The organism is Pseudomonas sp. P7548 (assembly GCF_013386585.1).
GTDB lineage: Bacteria > Pseudomonadota > Gammaproteobacteria > Pseudomonadales > Pseudomonadaceae > Aquipseudomonas.
This window is the reverse complement of the sequence record NZ_JACARO010000036.1, coordinates 1-25,538: the sequence shown is the minus strand read 5'-3', so window position 1 is coordinate 25,538 and position 25,538 is coordinate 1. Positions and strand designations below refer to the sequence as shown.

28 protein-coding genes and 1 tRNA gene are annotated in these 25,538 nt (G+C 59.7%); 4 read left to right on the top strand and 25 right to left on the bottom strand.

Features of this window, described 5'->3' with window-relative positions; translation table 11 throughout:
• Positions 1 to 14 precede the first annotated feature (14 nt).
• The 15 genes from ispG to trmJ form a co-directional block, all read right to left on the bottom strand.
• On the bottom strand, positions 15 to 1,124 hold the full coding sequence (ispG, locus tag HX803_RS14865; protein ID WP_025859271.1) for a flavodoxin-dependent (E)-4-hydroxy-3-methylbut-2-enyl-diphosphate synthase: 1,110 nt from the start codon (positions 1,122 to 1,124) through the stop codon (positions 15 to 17).
• A 2-nt stretch (positions 1,125 to 1,126) separates the two neighbouring features.
• The gene (locus HX803_RS14860) at positions 1,127 to 2,134 is read right to left on the bottom strand and encodes a RodZ family helix-turn-helix domain-containing protein (RefSeq protein WP_178921628.1); all 1,008 of its coding nucleotides are present in this window, start codon (positions 2,132 to 2,134) and stop codon (positions 1,127 to 1,129) included.
• Positions 2,134 to 2,892 carry a type IV pilus biogenesis/stability protein PilW gene (pilW, locus tag HX803_RS14855; protein WP_178921625.1) on the bottom strand — a complete coding sequence of 253 codons (759 nt, stop codon included), beginning with the start codon at positions 2,890 to 2,892 and terminating at the stop codon, positions 2,134 to 2,136. The genes HX803_RS14860 and pilW overlap by 1 nt, the downstream gene beginning before the upstream one ends.
• 12 nt (positions 2,893 to 2,904) lie before the next feature.
• On the bottom strand, positions 2,905 to 4,053 hold the full coding sequence (gene rlmN, locus HX803_RS14850) for a 23S rRNA (adenine(2503)-C(2))-methyltransferase RlmN (RefSeq protein WP_178921624.1): 1,149 nt from the start codon (positions 4,051 to 4,053) through the stop codon (positions 2,905 to 2,907).
• A 29-nt stretch (positions 4,054 to 4,082) separates the two neighbouring features.
• Complete coding sequence (gene ndk, locus HX803_RS14845; RefSeq protein WP_060754319.1) at positions 4,083 to 4,508, bottom strand: nucleoside-diphosphate kinase; 426 nt, start codon at positions 4,506 to 4,508, stop codon at positions 4,083 to 4,085.
• Between the two features lie 91 nt (positions 4,509 to 4,599).
• Positions 4,600 to 4,800 (bottom strand): Fe-S cluster assembly protein IscX, encoded by a 201-nt coding sequence (gene iscX / locus HX803_RS14840; protein ID WP_123715338.1) that lies wholly within the window; start codon positions 4,798 to 4,800, stop codon positions 4,600 to 4,602.
• 14 nt (positions 4,801 to 4,814) lie between these two features.
• Positions 4,815 to 5,156: an ISC system 2Fe-2S type ferredoxin gene (fdx, locus tag HX803_RS14835; protein ID WP_017736823.1), complete on the bottom strand. Its 342-nt coding sequence runs from the start codon at positions 5,154 to 5,156 to the stop codon at positions 4,815 to 4,817.
• 3 nt (positions 5,157 to 5,159) lie between these two features.
• Positions 5,160 to 7,022, bottom strand: coding sequence for a Fe-S protein assembly chaperone HscA (hscA, locus tag HX803_RS14830; protein ID WP_178921621.1), 1,863 nt, complete (start codon positions 7,020 to 7,022; stop codon positions 5,160 to 5,162).
• 53 nt (positions 7,023 to 7,075) lie between these two features.
• The gene (gene hscB / locus HX803_RS14825) at positions 7,076 to 7,597 is read right to left on the bottom strand and encodes a co-chaperone HscB (RefSeq protein WP_178921619.1); all 522 of its coding nucleotides are present in this window, start codon (positions 7,595 to 7,597) and stop codon (positions 7,076 to 7,078) included.
• Between the two features lie 8 nt (positions 7,598 to 7,605).
• Entirely contained in the window at positions 7,606 to 7,929 is a 324-nt protein-coding gene (gene iscA, locus HX803_RS14820) for an iron-sulfur cluster assembly protein IscA (RefSeq protein WP_003175963.1), read from the bottom strand.
• Positions 7,930 to 7,958: 29 nt separating this feature from the next.
• The gene (gene iscU / locus HX803_RS14815; RefSeq protein ID WP_010207899.1) at positions 7,959 to 8,345 is read right to left on the bottom strand and encodes a Fe-S cluster assembly scaffold IscU; all 387 of its coding nucleotides are present in this window, start codon (positions 8,343 to 8,345) and stop codon (positions 7,959 to 7,961) included.
• A 99-nt stretch (positions 8,346 to 8,444) separates the two neighbouring features.
• Positions 8,445 to 9,659 (bottom strand): IscS subfamily cysteine desulfurase, encoded by a 1,215-nt coding sequence (locus HX803_RS14810; RefSeq protein WP_176997020.1) that lies wholly within the window; start codon positions 9,657 to 9,659, stop codon positions 8,445 to 8,447.
• A gap of 50 nt (positions 9,660 to 9,709) precedes the next feature.
• Positions 9,710 to 10,201: a Fe-S cluster assembly transcriptional regulator IscR gene (gene iscR, locus HX803_RS14805; RefSeq protein WP_003194020.1), complete on the bottom strand. Its 492-nt coding sequence runs from the start codon at positions 10,199 to 10,201 to the stop codon at positions 9,710 to 9,712.
• 254 nt (positions 10,202 to 10,455) lie between these two features.
• A complete protein-coding gene (gene cysE / locus HX803_RS14800; protein ID WP_178921617.1) occupies positions 10,456 to 11,238 on the bottom strand; it encodes a serine O-acetyltransferase in 783 nt (260 codons plus the stop codon).
• A 2-nt stretch (positions 11,239 to 11,240) separates the two neighbouring features.
• A complete protein-coding gene (gene trmJ / locus HX803_RS14795; RefSeq protein WP_178921615.1) occupies positions 11,241 to 12,011 on the bottom strand; it encodes a tRNA (cytosine(32)/uridine(32)-2'-O)-methyltransferase TrmJ in 771 nt (256 codons plus the stop codon).
• Positions 12,012 to 12,156: 145 nt separating this feature from the next.
• Between trmJ and suhB the strand changes: the two genes are divergently transcribed.
• On the top strand, positions 12,157 to 12,972 hold the full coding sequence (gene suhB, locus HX803_RS14790) for an inositol-phosphate phosphatase (protein ID WP_003175971.1): 816 nt from the start codon (positions 12,157 to 12,159) through the stop codon (positions 12,970 to 12,972).
• A 205-nt stretch (positions 12,973 to 13,177) separates the two neighbouring features.
• Here the strand turns inward: suhB and HX803_RS14785 are convergent, their stop codons facing one another.
• The 6 genes from HX803_RS14785 to queA all read right to left on the bottom strand — a co-directional run bounded on the left by HX803_RS14785 (position 13,178) and on the right by queA (position 19,255).
• Positions 13,178 to 13,720 carry a glycine zipper 2TM domain-containing protein gene (locus HX803_RS14785; RefSeq protein ID WP_178921613.1) on the bottom strand — a complete coding sequence of 181 codons (543 nt, stop codon included), beginning with the start codon at positions 13,718 to 13,720 and terminating at the stop codon, positions 13,178 to 13,180.
• A gap of 123 nt (positions 13,721 to 13,843) precedes the next feature.
• The gene (gene secF / locus HX803_RS14780; protein ID WP_178921611.1) at positions 13,844 to 14,758 is read right to left on the bottom strand and encodes a protein translocase subunit SecF; all 915 of its coding nucleotides are present in this window, start codon (positions 14,756 to 14,758) and stop codon (positions 13,844 to 13,846) included.
• A gap of 9 nt (positions 14,759 to 14,767) precedes the next feature.
• A complete protein-coding gene (gene secD, locus HX803_RS14775; RefSeq protein ID WP_178921609.1) occupies positions 14,768 to 16,639 on the bottom strand; it encodes a protein translocase subunit SecD in 1,872 nt (623 codons plus the stop codon).
• Positions 16,640 to 16,702: 63 nt separating this feature from the next.
• Entirely contained in the window at positions 16,703 to 17,041 is a 339-nt protein-coding gene (gene yajC, locus HX803_RS14770; RefSeq protein ID WP_003175975.1) for a preprotein translocase subunit YajC, read from the bottom strand.
• 43 nt (positions 17,042 to 17,084) lie between these two features.
• The gene (tgt, locus tag HX803_RS14765) at positions 17,085 to 18,200 is read right to left on the bottom strand and encodes a tRNA guanosine(34) transglycosylase Tgt (protein ID WP_178921838.1); all 1,116 of its coding nucleotides are present in this window, start codon (positions 18,198 to 18,200) and stop codon (positions 17,085 to 17,087) included.
• Positions 18,201 to 18,205: 5 nt separating this feature from the next.
• Entirely contained in the window at positions 18,206 to 19,255 is a 1,050-nt protein-coding gene (queA, locus tag HX803_RS14760) for a tRNA preQ1(34) S-adenosylmethionine ribosyltransferase-isomerase QueA (RefSeq protein ID WP_178921608.1), read from the bottom strand.
• Positions 19,256 to 19,363: 108 nt separating this feature from the next.
• Here queA and HX803_RS14755 point away from each other — a divergent pair.
• Positions 19,364 to 19,448: transfer RNA gene (locus tag HX803_RS14755), tRNA-Leu, on the top strand.
• A gap of 189 nt (positions 19,449 to 19,637) precedes the next feature.
• On the opposite strand, the gene HX803_RS14750 is transcribed toward HX803_RS14755, so the two are convergent.
• The 3 genes from HX803_RS14750 to HX803_RS14740 all read right to left on the bottom strand — a co-directional run bounded on the left by HX803_RS14750 (position 19,638) and on the right by HX803_RS14740 (position 23,636).
• Positions 19,638 to 22,046, bottom strand: coding sequence for a TonB-dependent siderophore receptor (locus HX803_RS14750; protein ID WP_178921607.1), 2,409 nt, complete (start codon positions 22,044 to 22,046; stop codon positions 19,638 to 19,640).
• 91 nt (positions 22,047 to 22,137) lie between these two features.
• Positions 22,138 to 23,103 carry a FecR domain-containing protein gene (locus HX803_RS14745; RefSeq protein WP_178921606.1) on the bottom strand — a complete coding sequence of 322 codons (966 nt, stop codon included), beginning with the start codon at positions 23,101 to 23,103 and terminating at the stop codon, positions 22,138 to 22,140.
• Complete coding sequence (locus tag HX803_RS14740; protein ID WP_178921605.1) at positions 23,100 to 23,636, bottom strand: sigma-70 family RNA polymerase sigma factor; 537 nt, start codon at positions 23,634 to 23,636, stop codon at positions 23,100 to 23,102. Before HX803_RS14740 ends, HX803_RS14745 begins: the two co-directional genes overlap by 4 nt.
• A gap of 168 nt (positions 23,637 to 23,804) precedes the next feature.
• On the opposite strand from HX803_RS14740, the gene HX803_RS14735 reads away from it, so the two are divergent.
• Positions 23,805 to 24,134, top strand: coding sequence for a hypothetical protein (locus tag HX803_RS14735; RefSeq protein WP_178921604.1), 330 nt, complete (start codon positions 23,805 to 23,807; stop codon positions 24,132 to 24,134).
• Positions 24,135 to 24,142: 8 nt separating this feature from the next.
• On the opposite strand, the gene HX803_RS14730 is transcribed toward HX803_RS14735, so the two are convergent.
• The gene (locus HX803_RS14730; RefSeq protein WP_178921603.1) at positions 24,143 to 24,778 is read right to left on the bottom strand and encodes a LysE family translocator; all 636 of its coding nucleotides are present in this window, start codon (positions 24,776 to 24,778) and stop codon (positions 24,143 to 24,145) included.
• Between the two features lie 126 nt (positions 24,779 to 24,904).
• On the opposite strand from HX803_RS14730, the gene HX803_RS14725 reads away from it, so the two are divergent.
• Complete coding sequence (locus HX803_RS14725) at positions 24,905 to 25,276, top strand: PH domain-containing protein (protein WP_176997007.1); 372 nt, start codon at positions 24,905 to 24,907, stop codon at positions 25,274 to 25,276.
• Positions 25,277 to 25,538 lie beyond the last annotated feature (262 nt).

The window sequence follows — 25,538 nt, the reverse complement described above, 5'->3', positions numbered from 1 at the left end:
TTAAATTCGTTCAATCAGCCGCGCGCGATCAGCGCTGCGTCAGCCGCGACCTTCTCGGCCGCTTTCTCGCGGATCAGTCTTTCGAGCTCATCCACCAGATTGTCATTCGTTAGCTTCTGCGACGGCTTGCCGTCGATGTAGATCAGGTTCGGCGTACCGCCGGTCAACCCGATGTGTGCCTCTTTGGCTTCACCCGGGCCGTTGACCACGCACCCGATGACCGCAACATCCAGCGGCACCAGCAGGTCCTCGAGGCGCCCTTCCAGTTCGTTCATGGTTTTCACCACGTCGAAGTTCTGCCGCGAGCAGCTCGGGCAGGCAATGAAGTTGATGCCACGGGAACGCAAATGCAGGGACTTGAGAATGTCGTAACCGACTTTCACTTCCTCTACCGGGTCTGCCGCCAGGGAGATGCGGATGGTATCGCCAATCCCTTCGGCGAGCAGCATACCGAGACCCACCGCAGATTTCACTGTGCCTGAGCGCAAACCGCCTGCTTCAGTGATACCCAGGTGCAGGGGCTGCACGATTTCCTTGGCCAGCAGGCGGTAGGCTTCCACCGCCATGAACACGTCGGAGGCCTTTACGCTGACCTTGAAGTCCTGGAAATTCAGGCGTTCAAGGTGCTCGACGTGGCGCAACGCCGATTCAACCAGCGCAGCCGGTGTCGGCTCACCGTATTTTTTCTGCAGGTCTTTTTCCAGGGAACCGGCGTTCACGCCGATGCGAATCGGAATCCCGCGATCACGGGCGGCGTCCACCACGGCACGCACGCGGTCTTCACGACCGATGTTGCCCGGGTTGATCCGCAGGCAATCAACGCCCAGTTCGGCTACACGCAACGCGATCTTGTAGTCGAAGTGGATGTCGGCAACCAGTGGCACCTTGACCAGTTGCTTGATGCGACCAAAGGCTTCGGCAGCGTCCATGTCCGGCACGGAGACGCGCACGATGTCCACGCCAGCCGCTTCCAGACGGTTGATCTGGGCAACGGTGGCAGCCACATCATTGGTGTCGCTGTTGGTCATGCTCTGTACCGCGATGGGGGCGTCGCCACCCACCGGCACCGAGCCGACCCAGATCTTGCGCGATACGCGACGTTTGATTGGAGATTCGCCGTGCATGACTATTGTCCCAACTTCAGGCGAGCGGTCTCGCCACTGGTGAACGGCGCTACGTCCACAGGCTGGCCGTTGTAGGCCACTTGCGCGCCACGGGCAAAGCCCAGACGCAGCGTCAAAGGAGGCTTGCCGCCCTGGTCAAGAGTATCTCCCTTACGCTTCAGACCGCTAAACAGCACTTTGCCATTGCCATCGGTGACTTGCGTCCAGCAGTCAGCGATGAAGGTAATCTGGATACGCCCGTCGCCCGCGATCAATGCAGGGGTGGTGGGTGGTGAAATCGCTGGCGCAGCCGGTGTGGCTGGCGCAGGGGTCGCTGGCGCTTGAACCGGCGCGGCAGGCGTATGGGCCTGGGCAACGGGAGCCGCCGGGGTATGGGCCGGTGCAGCCGGTGTTGCCGGGGCGGGCACGGCGGCGGTGGCGGCGGGTGCGGTTTCAGGCGCTGGCTGCTCGGTGGCAGCAGGTGCTTCAGGCGCAGCCTGGCTCTCGGCGACGGCCTGGTCTTCCGGCTCGTCCAGCGGATGAATCTGGGTGGTGCCGTCGGCGCTTTCGACTTCGACGTGCTCCATGGCGTTGCTGGTCAGGTCCTTGTTGCGCTGGGACGTCTGGTCTTGCCACCAGACGAAGCCGCCGCCGATCACGGCGATCAGCAACAACAGGCTGACGATGCGCAAAATAGTGTGGGAAACCCGCACCGGCTCTTCGATACGGCCCAGGCCATGCACATTGCTGCCCTGAGAGTCCGTACCGGTGAACTGGTCGAATTCTTGGACCAGAACGGCCTGGTCAATGCCCAGCAACTTGGCGTAGGCGCGGATATAGCCGCGGGCAAAGGTATGCCCAGGCAGCTTGTCGAACGCGCCGGCTTCCAGGTTGGCCAGGGATGTACTGGTCAAATTGAGCTTGAGGGCCACTTCTGCCAGCGACCAGCCATTGCTTTCGCGGGCCTGACGCAAGGTCTCGCCTGGGTTTACGCGATTAGCTGCTACAACTTCCGGGTGCGCCGCTTTCATCATTGCTCCGACAGGTATTGCTGATATTCCGGCGTACCGGGATAGAGTCGTTCGAGTTGCTGGCCAAAACGTGCGGCCGTGTCGCGTTCTTCATGAACCGTCGCCAGGCGCACACCGAGCAATAGACTACGTGCATTTTGCCCGCTGAGCAGGCTAAAACGCTCGTAATAGTCACGTGCCGGCACATAATGCCTGTCTTCGTAAGACATCTCAGCCATTTCGAGCAACGCACGTGGCTGGCGACTGTTCAAGTGCAGGGCTTTTTCCAGATGCTGACGGGCGCTGTCGCGCTGGCCGAGGCGCATCGAGGTCACCCCAAGGTTCTCGAACACCCGCGAACGCTCAGGATAGAGGGTATCGGCAGCGGCTTGCTGGAAATAACGGGCGGCCTGGTCATACCGCTTGTGCGCGAAGAGGAAGCTGCCGTAGTTGTTCAGCAGCCGCGCATCGGCGGGACGGGTGGCCAAGGCCTTCTGGAAATACTGATCGGCCAATTCAGGCTCGGCCTGGGCCTGGAACACCAGGGCCAGGGCCGCATTGGCGTCGGCATCGTCGCTGTCGAGCTCAAGAGCCTTCTTCAACGGCACCTTGGCCTGTTCGCTCATGCCTTGCTGCAGGTAACCCAAACCCAGTTGCACATAGGCAACTCGCGCCTCGTCACGGCCTTTACCGGTTTGCAAAGGGCTGTCATGGCCCGATGAAACACAACCGGCCGCAAGACCGGTAACAAGCAAAAGCAGCGCAAGGCGCAAGGGCATAGAGATCCTCTCTCAGATTCGATTCACAGCGATCAGCGGCAAATCGTCGGCGGCGTTCTGTTCGCGTCCGGCGATATAACGTTCGCTGCGGCGGGTGCGGTCCATCACCTGCCCTACCAATTGGCCACAGGCGGCGTCGATGTCTTCACCACGGGTGGTGCGGACGGTGACGTTGTAGCCAGCCTGGTGCAGTTGATCCTGGAAACGGCGGATGGCGTTGTTGCTCGGCCGCTCGTAGCCAGAATGGGGAAACGGGTTAAACGGAATCAGGTTGATCTTGCACGGGGTATCCTTGAGCAACTCGATCATCTCGATCGCGTGCTCGACCTTGTCGTTGATGTCCTTGAGCAGGGTGTACTCAATGGTCAACACACGCTTTTCGCCCAAGGTCGCCATGTAGCGCTGGCAAGATTCGAGCAGCATCTTAAGCGGATACTTCTTGTTGATCGGCACCAATTGGTTACGCAATGCGTCATTGGGTGCGTGCAGCGACAGCGCCAGGGAGACGTCGATGTGCTTGGCCAGCTCATCAATCATCGGTACCACGCCGGAGGTCGACAGGGTCACGCGGCGCTTGGAGATGCCGTAGCCCAGGTCGTCCATCATCAGGTGCATGGCCGAAATGACGTTGTCGAAGTTCAGCAGCGGCTCACCCATGCCCATCATCACCACGTTGGTGATGGCACGGTCGACGGTCGCCGGGACGCTGCCAAAGGATTTGTTGGCAATCCACACTTGGCCGATGACTTCGGCGGCGGTGAGGTTGCTGTTGAAGCCTTGCTTGCCGGTGGAGCAGAAACTGCAGTCCAGGGCACAGCCTGCCTGGGACGAAACGCACAAAGTGCCGCGCTTGCCCTGGGGAATGTAGACGGTCTCGACGCAGCTGCCGGACGCCACGCGCACCACCCACTTACGGGTGCCGTCGCTGGAGATGTCCTCGCTGACCACTTCGGGACCACGGACCTCGGCAATGGCCTTGAGCTTGTCGCGCAGGGCCTTGCTGACGTTCGTCATGGCGTCGAAATCGTCGACGCCAAAGTGGTGAATCCACTTCATTACCTGACCGGCACGGAAACGCTTCTCCCCGATTGAGTCGAAGAATTTCTCCATTTCCGGCTGAGTCAGACCCAGCAGGTTGGTTTTAACAGTCGATGTAGTCATGGATTCACCCTCACTCTTTAAGCCGATGCTTAGCGAGCGGTTACTTCAGTAGCAGCGAAAAAGTAAGCGATTTCGCGGGCAGCAGCGGCTTCGGAGTCCGAACCGTGAACAGCGTTGGCGTCGATGGACTCGGCGAAGTCAGCACGGATGGTGCCGGCAGCCGCTTCTTTAGGGTTGGTAGCGCCCATCAGCTCACGGTTCAGAGCGATAGCGTTTTCGCCTTCCAGAACCTGAACAACAACAGGACCGGAGATCATGAAGGCAACCAGGTCGCCGAAGAAACCACGAGCGCTGTGCTCAGCGTAGAAGCCTTCAGCTTCAGCTTTGGACAGTTGCTTGAGTTTCGAAGCTACAACCTTCAGGCCGGCTTTTTCGAAACGAGTGGTGATCTCGCCGATGACGTTTTTTGCAACAGCGTCAGGCTTGATGATGGAGAAAGTACGTTGAACAGCCATGGTGTAACTCCAGAAACGGTAATTTACGAAAAATTAAACCCGCGAATTATACGCGGGTTATTGGGTATTGCCTAACTGCGTAAAGGAGGCGTCAGTCCTGTTCTTCTTTCCAGGCAGTCTGAATAGCTTCCAGGACCTTCTCACCGCCGCGATCACGCTCATCTTCGAACCCTGGCAATGCCATGACCATGTCACGCAAAGCAACAAAGTTCAGCGAATAAGGGTCCAGGTCCGGATGACCATCCGCCAACAGAATGGCGATTTCTTGTACATCAACCCATTTCAGGCTCATGACATTTCCTTGAATCAATGCGGCGCTTCGGCGGCATGGTTGAGGGAATATTTCGGGATTTCGACAGTAATGTCTTCCGTTCCGACCTTTGCCTGACAGCTTAGGCGCGAATGGGCTTCCAGGCCCCATGCGCGGTCAAGAAAGTCCTCCTCCAGCTCGTCGGCCTCTTCCAGCGTATTGAAACCTTCGCGGATGATGCAGTGACAAGTGGTGCAGGCGCAGACACCGCCGCAGGCACTCTCGATCTCGATGTGGTTGTCATGGGCAACTTCGAGGATGGACTTGCCGGTCTCAGCCTCCACGACCATACCGTCCGGGCAATGCTCGGCGTGTGGCAGAAAAATGACCTGCGGCATTAATTATTCCTCGATTTCATTCAGGTTGCGTCCCGCCAGGGCGGCTTTTACCGTCTGGTCCATACGACGGGCGGCAAAGGCATCGGTCACTTGCGACAGGCGCTTGGTCTGTTGCTCGATGGCATAACCATCGGTGCCCTTCATCAGTTCGGCCAGCTCCTGCATCTGCAGGTCGATGACCAGGCGCTCTTCGGCATCCAGCAGACGCTCGCCGTCGACCTCAAGGGCGCCCTGCACAGCCTCAAGCAGGCGCTGGGCGTCGACTTGCTGCTCACGCAGCACGCGGGCGACCTTGTCGTCACCGGCATACTGGAACGAATCCTTGAGCATCTTGGCGATTTCACCGTCGGTGAGGCCGTAGGACGGCTTGACCTGGATACTGGCTTCAACACCCGAGCCCAGCTCGCGCGCAGCCACATTCAGCAGGCCGTCGGCGTCGACCTGGAAGGTCACGCGAATCTTTGCTGCGCCCGCGACCATGGCCGGGATACCGCGCAATTCAAAGCGTGCCAGGGAGCGGCAGTCGCTGATCAGCTCGCGCTCGCCTTGCAGCACATGAATCATCATGGCCGTCTGGCCATCTTTGTAGGTGGTGAAGTCCTGGGCACGGGCGACGGGGATGGTGGTGTTGCGCGGAATCACCTTCTCCATCAGACCGCCCATGGTTTCCAGACCCAAGGACAACGGAATCACATCGAGCAGCAGCAGTTCGCCACCATCGCGCTTGTTGCCAGCCAGGGTATCGGCCTGGATCGCTGCACCAATGGCCACGACTTGATCCGGGTCGATTTCCGTCAGCGGCTGGCGACCGAAGGCTTCAGCAACCGCTTCACGCACGCGCGGCACGCGGGTAGAGCCACCGACCATGACCACGGCACCGACGTCTTCCAGCTCGATACCGGAATCGCGCACGGCGCGGCGGCAGGCTTTAAGGCTGCGGGCAACCATCGGCTCGATCAACGTATCGAAGGCTTCACGAGTCAGTTGGGCCGACCAGGTGCCGTAGGACACTTCAACCGTTGCAGCATCCGTCAGTGCTTCCTTGGCGGCGCAGGCAGTTTGCAGCAAGTTGCGCTGCGCGCCCGGATCCAGGTCGGCCGACAAGCCGGCGCTGCTGATGATCCAGCCTGCGATGGCATGGTCGAAGTCATCGCCGCCCAAGGCACTGTCGCCACCGGTAGCAAGCACTTCGAAGACACCGCCGGTCAGGCGCAGGATCGAAATATCAAAGGTGCCGCCGCCCAGGTCATAAATGGCAACCAGGCCTTCCGCGTGCTGGTCCAGGCCATAAGCCACGGCTGCTGCAGTCGGCTCGTTGAGCAGGCGCAACACGTTCAGGCCGGCGAGTTTTGCCGCGTCCTTGGTGGCTTGGCGCTGGGCGTCATCGAAGTAAGCAGGCACAGTGATCACCGCGCCGACCAGTTCGCCGCCCAACGTGCTTTCCGCGCGCAGGCGCAGCACCTTGAGGATATCGGCCGACACTTCCACCGGGCTTTTCGGGCCCTGGACGGTGTCGATGAACGGCATATGGGATTCGCCACCGACAAAACGGTACGGCAGCTGGTCGCCCAGTTGCTTGACGTCGGACAGACCACGACCCATCAAGCGCTTGACCGACAGCACGGTATTCAGAGGGTCGGTAGACGCCGCCAGCTTGGCCGACTCACCGACTTCGGTGCGATCAGCGTGGTAGCGCACGGCAGACGGCAGGATCACCTGGCCATCCGCGTCAGGCAACGGCTCGGACAAGCCGCTGCGCAGGGCAGCAACCAGGGAATTGGTGGTGCCCAGGTCAATCCCGACCGCCAGGCGACGCTGGTGCGGTTGAGGGCTTTGGCCGGGTTCGGCGATTTGCAGTAGGGCCATGGTAATCAGGTCTTATCTGTCTATCAGGCGTGCATCACGGGCAGCACACGGGGTTAATCGTCGAGGCGCTCTTCTAGCTGGCGCACTTCGTAGGTGAGCTTGTCGAGGAACTGCATGCGCCGCATCAGGCGTTCGGCCTGCTCGCGTTGCGCCGCATCATCCCAACAGGCTGCGAAGCTTTCGTTGAGCGCATCCTGGGCCGTTTTCAGACGACGCTTGAAGACCGCGACACCCGCCAGATCGGCTTCGTCCTGCAAGTCTTCGAGCTCTTCGCGCCACTGCATCTGCTGCATCAGGAAGTCCGGGTCGTGCACCGTGACTTCCAACGGCAACTCCCCACCGTTCATGGCGAGCAGATAGCGCGCACGCTTGGGCGGGTTTTTCAGCGTCTGATAGGCTTCGTTGAGGCTGGCCGATTTCTCCAGCGCCACGCGCTGCTCACGCTCGGAGGCGTCAGCAAAGCGATCTGGATGCACGCCACGCGCCAGCTCTCGGTAGCGCGCAGCAAGCTGATCGAGGTCCAGGCGAAAGCTCGGCTGCAGCTCGAATAAAGCGAAATGACAAGGAGTACCCACGAATAGCCTCAGATGTTGAAGCTTTCGCCGCAGCCACATTCACCGCGCACGTTGGGGTTGTTGAACTTGAAGCCTTCGTTCAACCCTTCCTTGACGAAATCGAGTTCGGTGCCGTCCAGGTAGGTCAGGCTTTTAGGGTCGATGATCACTTTTTCGCCGTGACTTTCGAACACCTGGTCTTCCGCAACCACCTCGTCGACAAACTCCAGCACGTAGGCAAGGCCGGAACAGCCCGTGGTGCGAACACCCAGACGAATCCCCTCACCTTTACCGCGCCCATTCAGGGAGCGGCGAATGTGCTGCGCAGCCGCTTCTGTCATGCTGATAGCCATCGTTGACTCCTTACTCGTCGCCAAATTGCTTAGATCAAGCCTTTCTTCTGCTTGTAGTCGCGCACGGCCGCCTTGATGGCGTCTTCTGCGAGTACCGAGCAGTGGATTTTCACTGGCGGCAGGGCCAGTTCTTCGGCCAGCTGGGTGTTGCTGATAGTGACAGCCTCATCCAGGGTCTTGCCTTTCATCCATTCGGTCGCCAGGGAGCTGGAGGCGATGGCAGAACCGCAGCCGTAAGTCTTGAACTTGGCGTCTTCGATAACGCCGTTGTCATTGACCTTGATCTGCAGGCGCATGACGTCGCCGCACGCCGGAGCGCCGACCATGCCGGTGCCGACATCTGGGTCTTCCGCGTCCATCTTGCCGACGTTACGCGGGTTTTCGTAGTGGTCGATGACCTTTTCGCTGTAAGCCATGGTACTGAATCCTCACTCATCAGGGCCGCTCTGGAACCCTGTAGAAACGCCTGCGTTTTCCGCCACGTTCCTACAGAGCTGGGGTGGCGGCTTCTATAGTTAGTGTGCCGCCCACTCGATCTTGGAAATATCGACACCGTCTTTGTACATGTCCCACAGCGGCGACAGAACGCGCAGCTTGTTGACGGCTTCGCAGACTTTTTGCGCGGCGTAGTCGACTTGCTCTTCGGTGGTGAAACGGCCGAACGTAAAGCGGATCGAGCTGTGTGCCAGTTCGTCGTTGCGGCCCAGGGCGCGCAGCACGTACGAAGGCTCAAGGGACGCCGAGGTGCAGGCCGAACCGGACGAAACCGCCAGGTCCTTGAGCGCCATGATCAGCGACTCGCCTTCGACGTAGTTGAAGCTCAAATTCAGGTTGTGCGGTACACGGGCGGTCATGCTGCCGTTGATGTACAACTCTTCGAGGCCTTCGACCTGCTTGTAGAAGCGGTCGCTCAGGGCTTTGATACGGATGTTTTCGGCAGCCATGTCTTCCTTGGCTACGCGGAAGGCTTCGCCCATGCCAACGATCTGGTGGGTCGCCAGGGTGCCCGAACGCATGCCGCGCTCGTGACCGCCGCCGTGCATGGTGGCTTCGATGCGCACTCGTGGCTTGCGGCTCACGTACAGGGCGCCGATGCCTTTAGGGCCATAGGTCTTGTGGGCAGAGAACGACATCAAGTCGACTTTCAGTTTCGACAGGTCGATATCGACCTTGCCGGTGGACTGGGCAGCGTCGACGTGCAGCAGCACACCCTTGGAGCGGGTCAGCTCGCCGATGGCCGCGATGTCGTTGATGGTGCCGATTTCGTTGTTCACGTGGATCACGGAAACCAGGATGGTGTCTTCACGCAGGGCCGCTTCGATCATGGCCGGGGTGACGATACCGTCGGTGGTTGGCTCAAGGTAGGTGACCTCGAAACCTTCACGCTCCAGTTGGCGCATGGTGTCCAAGACAGCCTTGTGCTCAATCTTGGTGGTGATCAGGTGCTTGCCTTTGGTCGCGTAGAAATGCGCCGCGCCCTTGATTGCCAGGTTGTCGGACTCGGTAGCACCGGAAGTCCAGACGATTTCGCGTGGATCGGCGTTAACCAGGTCGGCGACCTGACGACGAGCGTTCTCGACCGCTTCCTCGGCTTTCCAGCCGAATACGTGGGAACGGGAGGCCGGGTTGCCGAAGTTTCCGTCAACCAGCAGGCATTCGCTCATCTTTTGCGCGACACGCGGATCAACCGGGGTGGTCGCAGAGTAATCAAGGTAAATCGGCAATTTCATGGACTTTCTCCTAAATCAGGCTGGCTGGCGTGCCGTTAGCTCTTCGGCTGTCACTCGACGGCGGACGCTTCAATCTTGTCCAGACGCGGCGCCTTGGTGTTGCAACGGCGCTGGTCCTGACGCTGGGCTACTTCTTGCACCTCACGGCGAGTTACAAGATCAGCCAAGCTGATACCACTCAAAAACTCATGGATCTGCAGGCTCAAGTCACACCACAGGTGGTGCGTCAGGCAGGTGTCACCGGCGTGGCAATCACCCAAACCCTGACATTTGGTGGCATCGACGGATTCGTTGACCGCATCGATCACCTGCGCTACCTGGATACCCTGCATGTCGCGGGACAACTGATAGCCGCCACCTGGCCCACGCACACTGGAGACCAGGTTGCTGCGGCGCAATTTGGCGAACAGTTGCTCGAGATAGGACAGGGAAATGCCTTGGCGCTCGGAGATATCGGCCAGGGACACCGGCCCAGTTTGCGCGTGCAAGGCCAGGTCAAGCATGGCGGTCACCGCGTATCGGCCTTTTGTAGTCAGTCTCATGGACAAGTACCAAGGTGTTTCAGAATGGGAGCAAGTATGCGATTCCCGAGTATTTAAGTCAACTATAAGACCTAGTACTTTAGTCAGGATTACCCGTAAAAAGGGCGCGCGAATCATAGCAGGGTGCGAGGGGTAATGGCACATTCAACATCATGTAGCCGATAAAGCGTACGCCTTGTAGGAGCCCGGCTTGCAGGCGATTGCGACCCTGAGGACGCCATCGCCGGCAAGCCGGGCTCCTACAAGGGAGTATTTCAGCTGGCCTGCTGGTTGGTTTCGGCCTTGATCTCGGCAAAGTCTTCCTCGCGCAACTCAGGCAGATCTTTCGCACAGTAGGGGCTACCCAAGTCCTTCAACGCACCACACATGCCGTCCAGCTTGCCATCCACAGCCTGCAGATGATCGAGCAACTGGCCAATGGCGCGCGCCACAGGGTCGGGCATGTCCTCACTGACGCCATAGGCATCAAAGCCGATCTTCTCGGCCATGGCCTTGCGCTTGGCTTCCTGCTCATCGCCCACTTCAGGCTTGACGATGATGCGACCCGGGATGCCGACAACGGTAGCGCCCGGTGGCACAGCCTTGGTCACCACCGCATTGGAGCCAACCTTCGCCCCCGCGCCAACCGTGAAAGGACCGAGCACCTTGGCGCCCGCCCCCACCACCACGCCATCACCCAGCGTCGGGTGGCGCTTGCCTTTGTTCCAGCTGGTGCCGCCCAGGGTCACGCCCTGATAAAGGGTCACGTCATCGCCGATCTCGGCCGTTTCGCCAATCACGATGCCCATGCCATGGTCGATAAAGAAGCGGCGGCCCACCTTGGCACCCGGGTGAATCTCGATCCCGGTCAGCCAACGCCCGAAGTTCGACACCAGCCGCGCCAGCCATTTCCAGCCCATGCCCCACAGGGCGCCGGACAAGCGGTGAATCCAGATCGCATGCATGCCGGGGTAGCAGGTCAGCACTTCAAAGGCGTTGCGCGCCGCCGGGTCACGGTGGAAAACACTCTGGATATCTTCTCGCAAACGCTCGAACATTTTTAATCCTTCCGCTTAAGAAGCTCGCCACGGGCCGCCTTCTGGGTTTCCGTGAGGATGCCACGCAATATATTCATTTCTGCCCGACTGACCGAGCTACGTCCGTAAAGTCGACGCAGGCGAGCCATCAAGTGCCGTGGCTTTTCAGGATCGAGAAACTCGATGGCCACCAGGGTTTGCTCCAGGTGTTCATAGAACCGCTCCAGCTCGTCCATGGTGGCCAACTCGCCACTCTTGGTCGAGGCAACCTCTTCCTTCTCCACCTTGCTCGGCTGGCCAGCAGCGGCCAGCCAGGCCATGCGCACTTCGTAGGTCAACACCTGCACCGCTGCCCCGAGGTTCAGCGAGCTGAACCCAGGGTCTGATGGAATGTGCACGTGGTAATGACATCGCTGCAGCTCTTCATTGGTCAGGCCGGAATCTTCACGACCAAAGACCAAGGCGATTTCAGCGCCGCCAGCGGCCTCTTCCACCACTTTGGTCCCGCATTCGCGCGGGTCCAGTAGCGGCCAGGGGATGCGGCGGTCGCGAGCGCTGGTGCCGAGCACCAGGTTGCAGCCGACCAACGCATCTTCCAAGGTGGCGACGACCTGGGCGTTTTCAAGGATGTCATTGGCGCCGGATGCACGGGCATCGGCCTCGTGATGCGGGAACACGCGGGGCTCGACCAGCACCAGGCGCGTCAACCCCATGTTTTTCATGGCTCGCGCCACCCCGCCGATGTTGCCGGGATGACTGGTATTGACCAAGACGACACGAATGTTTTGCAGCAAGGGAGGCGCTCTCGGACACGGGAAAGGGGAGCAAATCTTACAGAACAGCCTAAGGTTATGCCATGAAAGCTAACGTCGTCCTTCACCTGAAGAAAGTTTCTGCTAGAATGCTCGGCTTTCTTTAACAACCTTAGGTGACACATCCATGCAGCCCATGCTGAATATCGCGCTGCGCGCCGCCCGCAGCGCCAGTGAATTGATCTTCCGCTCCATCGAGCGCCTGGATACCATCAAGGTCGACGAAAAAGACGCCAAGGATTACGTATCCGAGGTGGATCGCGCCGCCGAACAGAAAATCATCGACGCCCTGCGCAAGGCCTACCCTACCCACGGCATCCTCGGTGAAGAAACCGGCCTGCACAAAGGCAGCGGTGAAGGCGAAGACTACCTGTGGATCATCGACCCACTGGATGGCACCACCAACTTCCTGCGCGGAATCCCGCACTTTGCCGTGAGCATCGCGTGCAAATACCGTGGCCGCCTGGAACACGCCGTTGTTCTGGACCCCGTCCGCCAAGAAGAATTCACCGCCAGCCGTGGCCGTGGCGCCCAACTGAATGGTCGTCGCCTGCGCGTCAGCGGCCGCACCAGCCTGGACGGCGCCCTGCTGGGCACCGGCTTCCCATTCCGCGATGACCAGATGGACAACCTGGAAAACTACCTGGGCATGTTCCGCGCCCTGGTTGGCCAGACCGCCGGCATCCGTCGCGCAGGCGCTGCGAGCCTGGACTTGGCTTATGTGGCCGCTGGTCGCTTCGATGCGTTCTGGGAGTCGGGCCTGTCCGAGTGGGACATGGCGGCAGGCGCCCTGCTGATCCAGGAAGCGGGCGGTCTGGTGAGCGATTTCACCGGCGGTCACGACTTCCTTGAGAAAGGTCACGTGGTTGCTGGCAACACCAAATGCTTCAAGGCAGTGCTGACGGCGATTCAGCCGCACCTGCCGGCTTCGCTGAAGCGCTAAGCGAGCGGGCACAAAAAAGCACCCTTCGGGGTGCTTTTTTATGCCTGGGATTAGGGTGACGCTGCATTTCCTGCCACAACATACACCCAATGTGGGAGCGGGCTTGCCCGCGAATGCGGTGGATCAGTCAATACATCCAGCGACTGACACTCCGCTTTCGCGGGCAAGCCCGCTCCCACATTTTGAACCACACCAGACTTAGGGATTACTGCTGGTTCTGACCGAGAATCAAGCGACCTTCTTTGTCGACCGGAATCTGGTTGCCCGGGTCACGCTCCATGCGCACCGAACCCTCTTTGCCATCCAGGGTGTAACGCACGTCATAACCGACCACCTTGTCGCTGATGTCGTTGACGGTGTTACAACGGGTCTGCGTGGTGGTGTAGGTATCGCGGTTCTGCATACCTTCCTGAACCTTGTTCCCGGCATAACCACCACCCACTGCACCGGCCACGGTGGCCAGCTTCTTGCCATTACCGCCGCCGACCTGGTTGCCCAGCAGGCCACCGGCCAGGGCACCCACGACGGTACCGACGATCTGATGTTGATCCTGAACCGGCTTCTGCCGGGTTACGGCGACGTCTTTGCAGACCTCGCGCGGGGTTTTGATCTGGGTCTTGACCGGCTGCACCGCCAGCACTTGCGCATACTCAGGGCCGCTTTTTACCAGGCTGTAGGTGGCAACAGCACCCCCGGCAGTCACACCGACAGCACCCAATACCGCACCAACCAGCAACGACTTGTTCACGTGAACCTCCTGACCATCACAAACGGACCGAAACGTCCGCGCTATACCCAGCCTTGGAGCAAAAAAAAAGGCACGAGTTCAATACTCGTGCCTTCTTTGTAACAGCGGATCAACAAACGCCCATCAAGGGCGGTCGTCGACCTCCTTGCCAGTACTGGCCGGAGGGATCAGGTCTTCGCTGTTGAGGTTCAGCCAGATCAGCACCACGTTGGCGATGTAGATCGACGAGTAGGTACCCGCCAGAACGCCAATGAACAGCGCCAGGGAGAAGCCCCACAGGTTGTCGCCACCAAAGATCATCAGGGCCGCGATCGCCAGCAAGGTGGAGATCGACGTCGCCATGGTCCGCAGCAGGGTCTGGGTGGTGGAAACGTTGATGTTCTCGATCAACGACGCCTTGCGCAGTACGCGGAAGTTCTCGCGAACCCGGTCGAATACCACGATGGTATCGTTGAGGGAGTAACCAATGATCGCCAGCACAGCCGCCAGGACGGTCAGGTCGAAGGTCACCTGGAAGTACGCCAGGATACCCACGGTCACGATCACGTCGTGGATCAGCGACACAATGGCGCCGACACCGAACTTCCACTGAAAGCGGAACGCCAGGTAGATCATGATACCGACCAGCGCCATCAGCATGCCGAGGCCGCCCTGGTCGCGCAGCTCTTCACCCACTTGCGGGCCGACAAACTCGACGCGCTTGACCGACGCCGGGTTGTCGCCACCGACCTTCTGCAAGGCCTCGGCCACCTGGTGACCCAGTTGCGGGTCTTCGCCCGGCATACGCACCAGCAGGTCGGTGGTTGCACCAAAGCTCTGCACGATGGCTTCGTGATAGCCGGCCTTGACCAGCTCGTTGCGCACCAGCGTCACATCGGCCGGCTTCTCGTAGGTCAGCTCGATGAGCGTACCGCCGGTGAAGTCCAGACCGTAGTTCAGGCCCTTATGGAACCAGCTGAACAACGCCAGGACGGTAAGGAGCACGGTGACGCCGAACGCAACGTTGCGAACGCCCATGAAGTTGATTGTACGTAACATGGCAGCCCCTTAAATCCACAACTTCTTGAAGTCACGCCCGCCAAAGATCAGGTTGACCATTGCGCGGGTCACCATGATGGCCGTGAACATCGAGGTAAAGATACCGAGGGACATGGTCACCGCAAAACCCTTGACCGGGCCTGTGCCCATGGCAAAGAGAATCCCGCCGACCAGCAAAGTGGTCAAGTTGGAGTCGAGAATCGCGGTAAATGCCCGGCCGAAGCCTTCGTTGATTGCACGCTGTACGGTCATGCCCGCCGCGATCTCTTCACGAATCCGCGAGAAGATCAGCACGTTGGCGTCTACCGCCATACCCATGGTCAGTACGATACCGGCGATACCTGGCAAGGTCAGGGTAGCGCCCAGCAGCGACATCAGGGCCAGCAGCATCACCATGTTGCCCGCCAGGGCCACGGTGGCGATGATGCCGAAGAAGCGGTAGATGGCGATGATGAACAGGGACACGAACAGCATGCCCCACAAGGCCGCGTCGATACCCTTGGTGATGTTGTCAGCACCCAGGCTCGGGCCGATGGTACGTTCTTCAGCGAAGTACATCGGGGCAGCCAGGCCACCGGCACGCAACAGCAGCGCCAGTTCGGACGACTCGCCCTGGCCATTCAGGCCGGTGATGCGGAATTGAGCACCCAGCGGCGACTGGATGGTCGCCAGGCTGATGATCTTCTTCTCTTCCTTGAAGGTCTGTACCGGTACGTCTTTCTCTACACCGTCGACCACTTGCTTGGTGTAAGTGGTAACCGGACGCTGCTCGATGAAGATCACCGCCATGCTGCGACCAACGTTGCTGCGCGTGGCGCGGCTCATCAGGTCGCCACCGTGGCCATCCAGACGGATGTTCACTTCGGGGGTGCCGTGCTGCGAGTCAAAACCTGCCTTGGCGTCGGTTACCTGGTCACCGGTAATGATCAAGCCACGTTCGATCAGTGCAGGTGGACGGTTACCTTCGCGGAACTCGAACTCCTCGGCAGTGGCACGGGTAGCACCCGGCTCAGCGGCCAGACGGAATTCCAGGTTGGCGGTTTTACCCAGGATACGCTTGGCTTCAGCGGTGTCCTGTACGCCCGGCAGCTCAACCACGATGCGGTTGGCGCCTTGGCGCTGAACGATCGGCTCGGCCACACCCAGCTCATTGACGCGGTTACGTACCGTGGTCAAGTTCTGCTTGATGGAGTATTCGCGGATTTCCGCCAGCTTGGCCGGGGTCATCGCCAGACGCAGCACAGGTTGACCGTTCAGGTCGGCCGGTACGATGTCGAAATCATTGAAGTTCTTGCGAACCAGTGCACGGGCCTGTTCACGGGACGCCTCATCAGAGAAGCCCAGCTGGATGGCACCGTTGAGCTGCGGCAGGCTGCGATAACGCAACTTCTCTTTGCGCAGCAGGCTCTTCACGTCGCCTTCGTAGACTTTCAGGCGTGCGTCGAGGGCCTTGTCCATGTCGACTTCCAGCAGGAAGTGCACACCACCGGACAAGTCCAGACCCAGCTTCATCGGGTGCGCGCCAATGCTGCGCAGCCATTTTGGCGTGGTCTGTGCCAGGTTGAGCGCGACCACGTAGTCGTCACCCATGGCCTTGCGCACGACGTCTTTGGCCGGCAATTGGTCTTCTGCCTTCGTCAGGCGCAACAAACCGCCCTTCGCATCAGCCGCCAATGTTGCCGCCTTGACCTGGATGCCCGCATCGGTGAGCGCTTTGCTCGCGCGCTCCAGGTCAGCCTGATTGACTTGCAGCGAAGTGCTGGCGCCAGTGATCTGGATCGCCGGGTCATCAGGATAGAGATTGGGAGCGGAATAAATAAAACCGATCGCCAGCACCGCCAGGATCAGTACGTATTTCCACAGAGGGTATTTGTTCAGCATCACGCCGCCCGCTTATAACGCGGGGCGCCTTGCGCGCCCCGTCGATTGGTAAAGGTTGTTACTTTAGATCGCTTTGAGCGTGCCTTTTGGCAGCGTGGCGGCGATGGCGCCCTTCTGGAACTTCATTTCTACGGTGTCGGAGACTTCCAGAACCACGAAAGCGTCGGAAACCTTGGTGATCTTGCCAGCGATACCGCCGGTGGTCACAACTTCGTCACCTTTTTGCAGGCTGCCCAGCAGGTTTTTCTGCTCTTTGGCGCGCTTGGCCTGTGGACGCCAGATCATCAGGTAGAAGATGACCAGGAAGCCGACCAGGAAAATCCACTCGAAACCACCGCCCATAGGACCGGCAGCGGCAGGCGCAGCGGCATCAGCCATGGCGTTAGAGATAAAAAAGCTCATTTAGCACTCCAGTTGCAAATAGTGAATCTTAGGGTCGGAAAACTCAGTCCAAGGGCGGCACAGGGAGCCCGCGCTTGGCATAGAAGGCATCGACGAAGGCGGCCAATGTACCCTGTTGAATAGCCTCGCGCAAACCAGCCATCAGGACTTGGTAGTGACGCAAATTGTGGATGGTATTCAACATGCTACCCAGCATTTCCCCGCACTTGTCCAGATGGTGCAGATAAGCACGGGAGAAGTTCTGGCAGGTGTAGCAATCACAGGTGGGATCCAGCGGCGAATCATCATGGCGATGGAACGCGTTACGGATCTTCAGCACGCCTGTATCGATGAACAGATGCCCATTGCGGGCATTACGGGTTGGCATCACGCAATCGAACATGTCCACACCGCGGCGCACACCCTCTACGAGATCCTCCGGTTTGCCAACGCCCATAAGGTAACGAGGTTTGTCAGCGGGCATCAGGCCCGGCAGGTAATCCAGCACCTTGATCATCTCGTGCTTGGGCTCGCCCACCGACAGACCGCCGATGGCCAGGCCGTCAAAGCCAATCTTGTCGAGGCCTTCCAGCGAGCGCTTGCGCAGGCTTTCATGCATGCCGCCCTGCACGATACCGAACAGCGCGGCCGTATTGTCGCCGTGGGCACTCTTCGAACGCTGGGCCCAACGCAGGGACAATTCCATGGAAATCCGCGCGACGTCTTCATCGGCCGGGTACGGGGTGCACTCGTCGAAAATCATCACGATGTCGGAACCCAGGTCACGCTGCACCTGCATCGACTCTTCTGGCCCCATGAACACTTTGGCGCCGTCCACCGGCGAGGCGAAGGTCACGCCCTCCTCCTTGATCTTGCGCATGGCGCCCAAGCTGAACACCTGGAAACCACCCGAGTCGGTCAGGATCGGGCCTTGCCACTTCATGAAGTCATGCAGGTCGCCGTGCTTCTTGATCACTTCCGTGCCCGGGCGCAGCCACAGGTGGAAGGTGTTGCCGAGGATGATCTCGGCGCCGGTGGCGACGATGTCACGCGGCAGCATGCCTTTAACGGTGCCGTAGGTACCCACCGGCATGAAGGCCGGGGTCTCAACGGTGCCGCGTGGGAAGGTCAAACGGCCGCGGCGAGCTTTACCATCCGTGGCCAGCAATTCAAACGACATACGACTCATGATTGTTCCTCAGGGCCGCGCGGCGCCGGGTTACGGGTGATAAACATCGCATCACCGTAGCTGAAAAAACGGTACTCGTTGGCGATGGCGGCTTGATAAGCGGCCATGGTTTCCGGGTAACCGGCAAATGCCGACACCAGCATCAACAGTGTGGATTCCGGCAAATGGAAGTTGGTCACCAGGCAATCGACCACATGGAACGGCCGGCCCGGGAAAATAAAGATATCGGTGTCGCCACTGAACGGCTTGAGCACGCCATCACGCGCCGCACTCTCCAGCGAACGCACGCTGGTGGTGCCCACGGCAACCACCCGACCGCCGCGCGCCTTGCACGCGGCCACCGCATCCACCACTTCCTGGCTGACTTCCAGCCACTCGCTGTGCATATGGTGGTCTTCGATCTTGTCCACACGCACCGGCTGAAACGTACCGGCCCCCACGTGCAGGGTCACATAAGCCGTTTCGACGCCCTTGGCGGCAATCGCATCCAGCAGCGGCTGATCAAAGTGCAGCCCGGCAGTCGGCGCGGCCACTGCACCAAGTCGCTGGGAGTACACGGTTTGATAGCGCTCGCGGTCCGCGTCTTCGTCGGGGCGGTCTATATAAGGAGGCAGCGGCATATGGCCGACGCGCTCCAGCAACGGCAATACTTCCTCGGCGAACTTGAGCTCGAACAACGCATCATGGCGCGCCACCATCTCGGCTTCGCCACCGCCATCGATGAGGATGCTCGAACCCGGTTTCGGCGACTTGCTGGAGCGCACATGGGCCAGCACGCGATGGCTGTCCAGCACCCGCTCCACCAGGATTTCCAGCTTGCCGCCGGAAGCTTTCTGGCCAAAAAGGCGAGCCGGAATCACCCGGGTATTGTTGAACACAATCAGATCGCCTGGGCGCAAATGCTCAAGCAAATCAGTGAATTGACGGTGTGCGAGGGCACCGCTCACCCCGTCCAGGGTCAGCAGTCGACTGGCGCGACGCTCGGCCAACGGGTGGCGAGCGATCAGCGAATCAGGGAGCTCAAAAGTAAAGTCAGCAACGCGCATGATGGGGTTCGTCTAGCAGGGCCGGGAAGTCTAGCGGAAATAGTGAAAATTGACCATGAAACGTGATTGACCAACGGTAATCACCTCTCTATACTTCGCCGCCATTGAGCCCTGATGGCGGAATTGGTAGACGCGGCGGATTCAAAATCCGTTTTCGAAAGGAGTGGGAGTTCGAGTCTCCCTCGGGGCACCATCTTAAAAAAAGACCTTGAAATTCAAGGTCTTTTTTTTCGCCTGTCGAAAAGTGGGCAGCCAGCGAAATCACTGCTCACCGCCCTCTCCACCTTGAAACACAACCTCAACTCACCGACCTAAACACACGCTTGAACACTACCTCATTCGCCAAACCGGCCTGCAAGGCGTCTAGCGAATCAGGCGCGATTCAAAACGTATACTTAAAACTCGTCATAACATTACGCGGCGCACCATAAACACTCCAACTATCCGCATACGCGTAGTAGCTGCGATCAAACACGTTGTTCACGTTCAACGTCGCACTCAAATTCTTACTGATGTCATACCGCGCCATCAAATTGGTCAGCGCATAACTGCCCTGATCGAACGTGTGCAGGTCCATCCCCGTCTTGCTCTGCCAGTTCACGCCACCGCCCACGGTGATCTTGTCGAGCACACCTGGCAGGCGGTATGTGGTGAAGGTCTTGAGGCTGTGCCGTGGGCTGGTGGTGACAATGCGCTGATCGTCCTGGTTGGTGCTCACGCTGTACGCATAGCCCGCCGACGCTTGCCAGCCTTCGCTCAGTTCACCGTTGAGTTCCAGTTCGACGCCTTGGGTGGTGGTGCCTTGCTCCAGGCGGTAGATGTCCGGCGCGCGCACGTACACCGCGAGGTTGTCCTGGTCGATCTTGAACAGCGCCAGGCTGGCGTTGAGTTTGTCGTCGTTGAAGCTGCCTTTCACCCCGACTTCATAGCCGGTGCCTTCCTGCGGGTCGAGGGCTTTGTTGTTTTCGTCGTGGACGCCATAGGCCTGCGGGTTGAAGATTTTGGTGTAGCTGGCGTACACCGCCCACGTTTCGCTCAGGTCGTAGACGATACCCGCGTAGGGCAGGAAAACGCCGTTGCGGGTTTCCTTGCTTTCGGTGTCTTGGGTCGGGTCAGCGTACACGCTGGATTCGTTGTTGCGCTTCCAGTTGGTGACGCGGCTGCCGAGGATGACCGCGGTGTTGTCGGTGACATGAAAGCGCGAGGTCAGGTAGGCGGCGTATTGGTTTTCTTCGATGTGGGTCTTGCCCACCGGCGTGGTGTCCGGGCGATTGGCGCCGCTGCCATTCCAGTTGAAGATGTTGGGCACCGTGCCGTCGTAGCCGGTCCAGGAGCCGAACCAACCGCCGTGGCTCGGGGTGTTTTCGTTGTAGCGCGACATCGTGACGCCGGCGATCAACTCATGCTCGCGGCCGAGCAGGCTGAAGGGTCCGGTGAGGTAGGCATCGAGGTTGTTCTGGCGCGGTGTACCGGACCAGCGGTTGGGGTACAGATAAGCGCCCGCACCCGTGGCCTGATCGATATCACCGTTCATGTAGTTGATCAGTTCATCGAACTGGTTCTGGGTATGGCTGACTTCCACCTTGCCGCTCCAGCCGTTGTCGAACTGGTGCTCGATGGAGGTGAAGACGTTGGTCTGCTTGCGGTCGTTGTACGCCCAGTCCGGCGCGCTGTTGGCGGAGCGGCTGAAATGGGTGCGGTTGCCGTTGCTGTAGAACATCTGGAAGCCGGTGCGCAGCGGGTCGTTGACCTGGTTGTTGATATAGCTGAAACCCACCGTGAGCATGGTGGCGTCGCTCAGGTCGAACTCGGAAATGCCGTACACCAGTTGCGAGTCGGTGTTGACGCGATCAACCCAGGAGTTCTGTTTCTTGTAGTCCACCACCAGGCGTCCGCGAACATTGCCGCTGTCGTTCAAAGGCCCGGACACATCGAAGCCCGTGCCATAACGGTCCCAACTGCCCGCCTCGCCCGTGATGCTGGCCTGGGCTTCGGCGGTCGGGCGCTTGCGGATCAGGTTGATGGTCGCCGAGGGCGTGCCCGAGCCGCTGATCAGGCCAGTGGCGCCGCGCACCACTTCAACACGGTCGTACATGGCGGTGTTTTGCGTGGTGTTGTCCAGACGCGCCGAGGTGGGTACGCCGTCGATCTCGAAGTTGTTGATCTGGAAACCACGGGACCAGTACGTATCGTTCTCCGCGCCTACACCGACGCGCAGCACGGTGATGCCCGGCGTGGCTTCCAGCACTTCGGTGAGGTTGGTGAGCTTCTGGTCGTCGAGGCGCTGACGGGTGATGACCGTGAGCGACTGCGGGGTTTCTTTTTGAGTCAGGTTCAGCCGCGTCGAACTGCTGGACGAGTACGTGGTGTACAAGCCGGTGCCTTCAGTGGTCGAACCCGGCGCCATGCCGGAGATCGACACCGTACTCAGTTGCAACGCGCCGCCTGCACCCGGCTGCAATTGATATCGCCCCTCGCCGGTCTGCACCACCGTCAGCTCACTGCCTGCCAATAGCGTTTGCAGTGCCTGGTCGACCGTGTAGCTGCCGCGCAATGCCGGGCCGGTCTTGCCAGCGGTCAGCGCGGCATTGCCTGCCAGGTAGATGCCGGCCTGGGCGGCGAGCCGGTTGAGTTGGTCAGCCAGGGCGCCGGCCGGCAGATCGTAGGCCTGCACGCTGGCCTGCTCGGCGGCTGCCGCCCGTGGCGCCATGCTCAGGCTGGTGGGAATGGCCAAGGCAAACGCGATAGCCAGCGCCAAAGGTTGTGGTGAGTTACGCAGGAATGAGGACATAAAACGGTTCCGGTCGAAGGAGGCATCAAGCCGTTGTCCTTCACTAATTCGAATGAGCAACCAAAACCGGAAGCACACGATGCAAAAAAAATCAGCGCGGAACCACCGTGGTCCACCAGGCGAAGCGCCGCTCGATGCGCACGGGCAAGACCTGCTCCAGCATCGCCAGTACCTGATCGGTGTCTTGCAGGGGATACGTGCCCATCACCCGAAGGTTGGCGACCTGCGGGTCGATGCCCAGATGGCCATGGCGATAGCTGGCCAGTTCGCCGATAAAGTCCCCCAGGCGCATATCGTTCGCCATCAGCACACCTTTTGCCCAAGCCTCACGCCCAGGTTGCGCACGTTGCGTTGCGCCCAGGTGCTGACGGTCAAATAGAACGCCCTGCCCCGCCGGTATGATGCGGCGTTGATCCGTGTCACCGCAGCTGGCCTCCACGCTGCCCTCAAATACATTGAGCAGCGTGTGCCCCTCCTGTTCACGCACGCTGAAGCGTGTGCCGAGCGGACGCACGCGGCCCTGCGGCGTATCCACCACGAAGGGGCGGCCGTCCTTGCCGGTATTGATCAGGATTTCGCCGCTGTAGAGTTTCAACTCGCGCCGACCGGCGCTGAATTTCACATCCAACGCCGTGCCGCTGTTGAGCCAAATGCGCGTTCCGTCGGCCAACAACTGCTCGCCCAGCACCGTGGTGCTCGTATGGAAATCCGCGTTCCAAGCCCCCGCCACCCAACGCTGCTGCCAACCGGCCCACCCCAACAGCGTACCGCCCAAGACCACCGACAACCCACGCAACACCTGGCGCCGCGAACGCTGGGACTGCCGCAAACTCTCCAACGTCTTGTTGGCACTCACGGCATCGTCCTGCAACGGTGCAAAGCGTTGCCCCACACGTGCGACATAGCTCCAGGCCAGACGGTTGACTTCACTGTGGGCATGCCATTGGCGCCAGGCCTCATGCAGCGGCAACGCGTTGGGTTCGGCATTCAGGCGGGCGAACCAGTCGGCGGCCTGTTGCAAAGTGGCGTGGTCGAGGCCACCGGGGTTGGTGCTCATGCCAAGGCACCGTCCAACTCAGCCTCCAGCACCATGCACTGGAACATGGCTTGGCCGATGTATTTGCTAACGGTGCGCTCGCTCACGCCAATCCGTAACGCGATCTCGCGATAGCTCAAGCCCTCGATCTGGGCCAGGCAGAATGCCTCGGACACCTTGGTCGGCAAGCTATCAAGCATCGCCTGCAAATGCACCAGGGCTTCCAATACCAATGCGCGGTGTTCTTCCGAAGGCGCGCACGCTTCAGGCCGGCTCGCCAACACCTCAAGCCAGGCCTGCTCCACGTGCTTGCGTCGGAAGAAATCCACACACACATTGCGCGACAAGGTGCTGAGGTACGCACGCGCATGCCCTTCGCTGCCGAACTCACGCGGGTGGCTCAACAGCCTGACAAACACATCATGAGCCAGCTCGGCGGCATCGCTGACATTGCCGAGTTTTCGCGCCAGCCAGCGTTGAATCCAACCGTGATGGGCGCAATACAGGCTACTGATGCTCAAAGATACGGTGCCGGGCTCGGGAAGCGGGGGCATACACAGCCCTACGAATAAGAATTGTTCCCAATGGTAATGAGAAAAACTGGCCACCACAACGAGCAAAAGCAACGGCATTGCGGCGGACAGTGTGAAGCACGAGGTCTTTTTTTTCCGCTACAGAACAGGGATCATCGCCCTCCCAAAAGACGCCGAGGAACCGAAACCATGGAATTGACGCTGGAAGCGGTGGCGCTCTTTGCACTGAAACTGGTGCACGAGACGGACGGCGGCAGCCCGATTTTGCGCGATGACCCGGTGATGGTGGGGTATGACCGCGAGGTGTTTGGGTTGTTGGTGCGGCAGGGGGATCTGGCGGCTATTCAACTCAAGGTTGATGAGTGCCTGACACTGGCACTCAAGTCCCTGGGCGGCGCCGATACCGTGATGGGGCGAGAGCTGCAACGGCTTGCGGTGGACGTGCGCCAAGCGTCAACACTCGAAGCACTCAATGCCCCGCTCAGCACACTCAAGGACTATCTGAAAGCCATCCTGTAAAGCGCGACTCAGCGTCGCCCTTCCACCGCCATCCGCACCGCCAACCCCATCAACACCGAACCCATCAACCAGCGCTGCACCACTTGCCAGCCCGGCCGGGTGACGAAAAACACCGCGATGGAACCGGCCATGGTGGCAATCATCGCGTTGACGCTCACGCTGATAAAAATCTGCGTGAAGCCCAGCACCAACGATTGTGTCAGCACACTGCCATGGCCATTCGGGTCGATGAATTGAGGCAGCAACGACAGATACATCACCGCTACCTTGGGGTTCAGCAGGTTGGTCACCAGGCCCATGGTGAACAGCTTGCGCGGGCTGTCTTGAGGCAGGTCCCGTACCTGAAACGGTGAACGCCCGCCCGGCTTCACGGCCTGCCAGGCCATGTAGAGCAGATACAACGCACCGCCAAAACGCAGGGCGTCGTAGGCAAACGGCACCGCCATCACCAGCGCCGTGATCCCCAGCGCCGCACACAGCATGTAAACCAGAAACCCCAACGCCACGCCGCCCAACGAGATCAACCCCGCCGTGCGCCCCTGGCAGATCGAGCGTGAAATGAGGTAAATCATGTTCGGGCCGGGGGTGAGCACCATGCCGAGGGAGATCAGCGCGTAGGCTAGCCAGCTGGACAGTTCAGGCATGATGGGGCTCCGCTTTTCTAAACATCTGGCCAAGGTTGTCAGGTTGTCCGCCATGGTAGGGTGTTCGAAATGCCCGTGTTAGATACAGATCCGTGAGCAAAACGGCATACACACAAGGACAGGCACATGATCGACTTCAATAACAAAGGCTTTTTCAAACTCAAGCAAAACAACGAATACGCCGAACGCGTCTCGGCGCTGCTGCTGGACGGCGAAGAAGTGGTCGACGCCTACAAGGCCATGCGCGATGGCGTGGTCTTCACCACCAAACGCATCATCGCGGTCAACGTGCAGGGGATTACCGGCAGCAAGAAGGACTTCACCTCGCTGCCGTACAAGAACATCGTGGCGTATTCGGTGGAAACGGCTGGGACGTTTGATCTGGATTCGGAGTTGGAGATCTACTTTTCTTCGCTCGGGAAAGTGAAGTTTGAATTCACCGGGAAGACCTCGATTGTGGAAATCTCGCGGTTGATTTCCAAGCATCTGCTGGGCTGATCGGCAGGTAAAAAGCGACACCCTCACAACATTTCCGCGATTACAAACCCGCTGACTTTTCCCACGGGCACCATCGAACAAAGCCAATATCAACCCTCACTTCCGCCCTCGTAGGCTCACTCCCCCACACAAGGAAGTGAGCCGGTCATGTCAGAGCGCTTTTACCCTCCCACCGAAGAAGAACTGCTCAAACAGCGCATCCTGACCCCGCAACCATCGCGCGCGCCCTATTCGCCGGTGATCGATTCTTTCATCCCCGCTC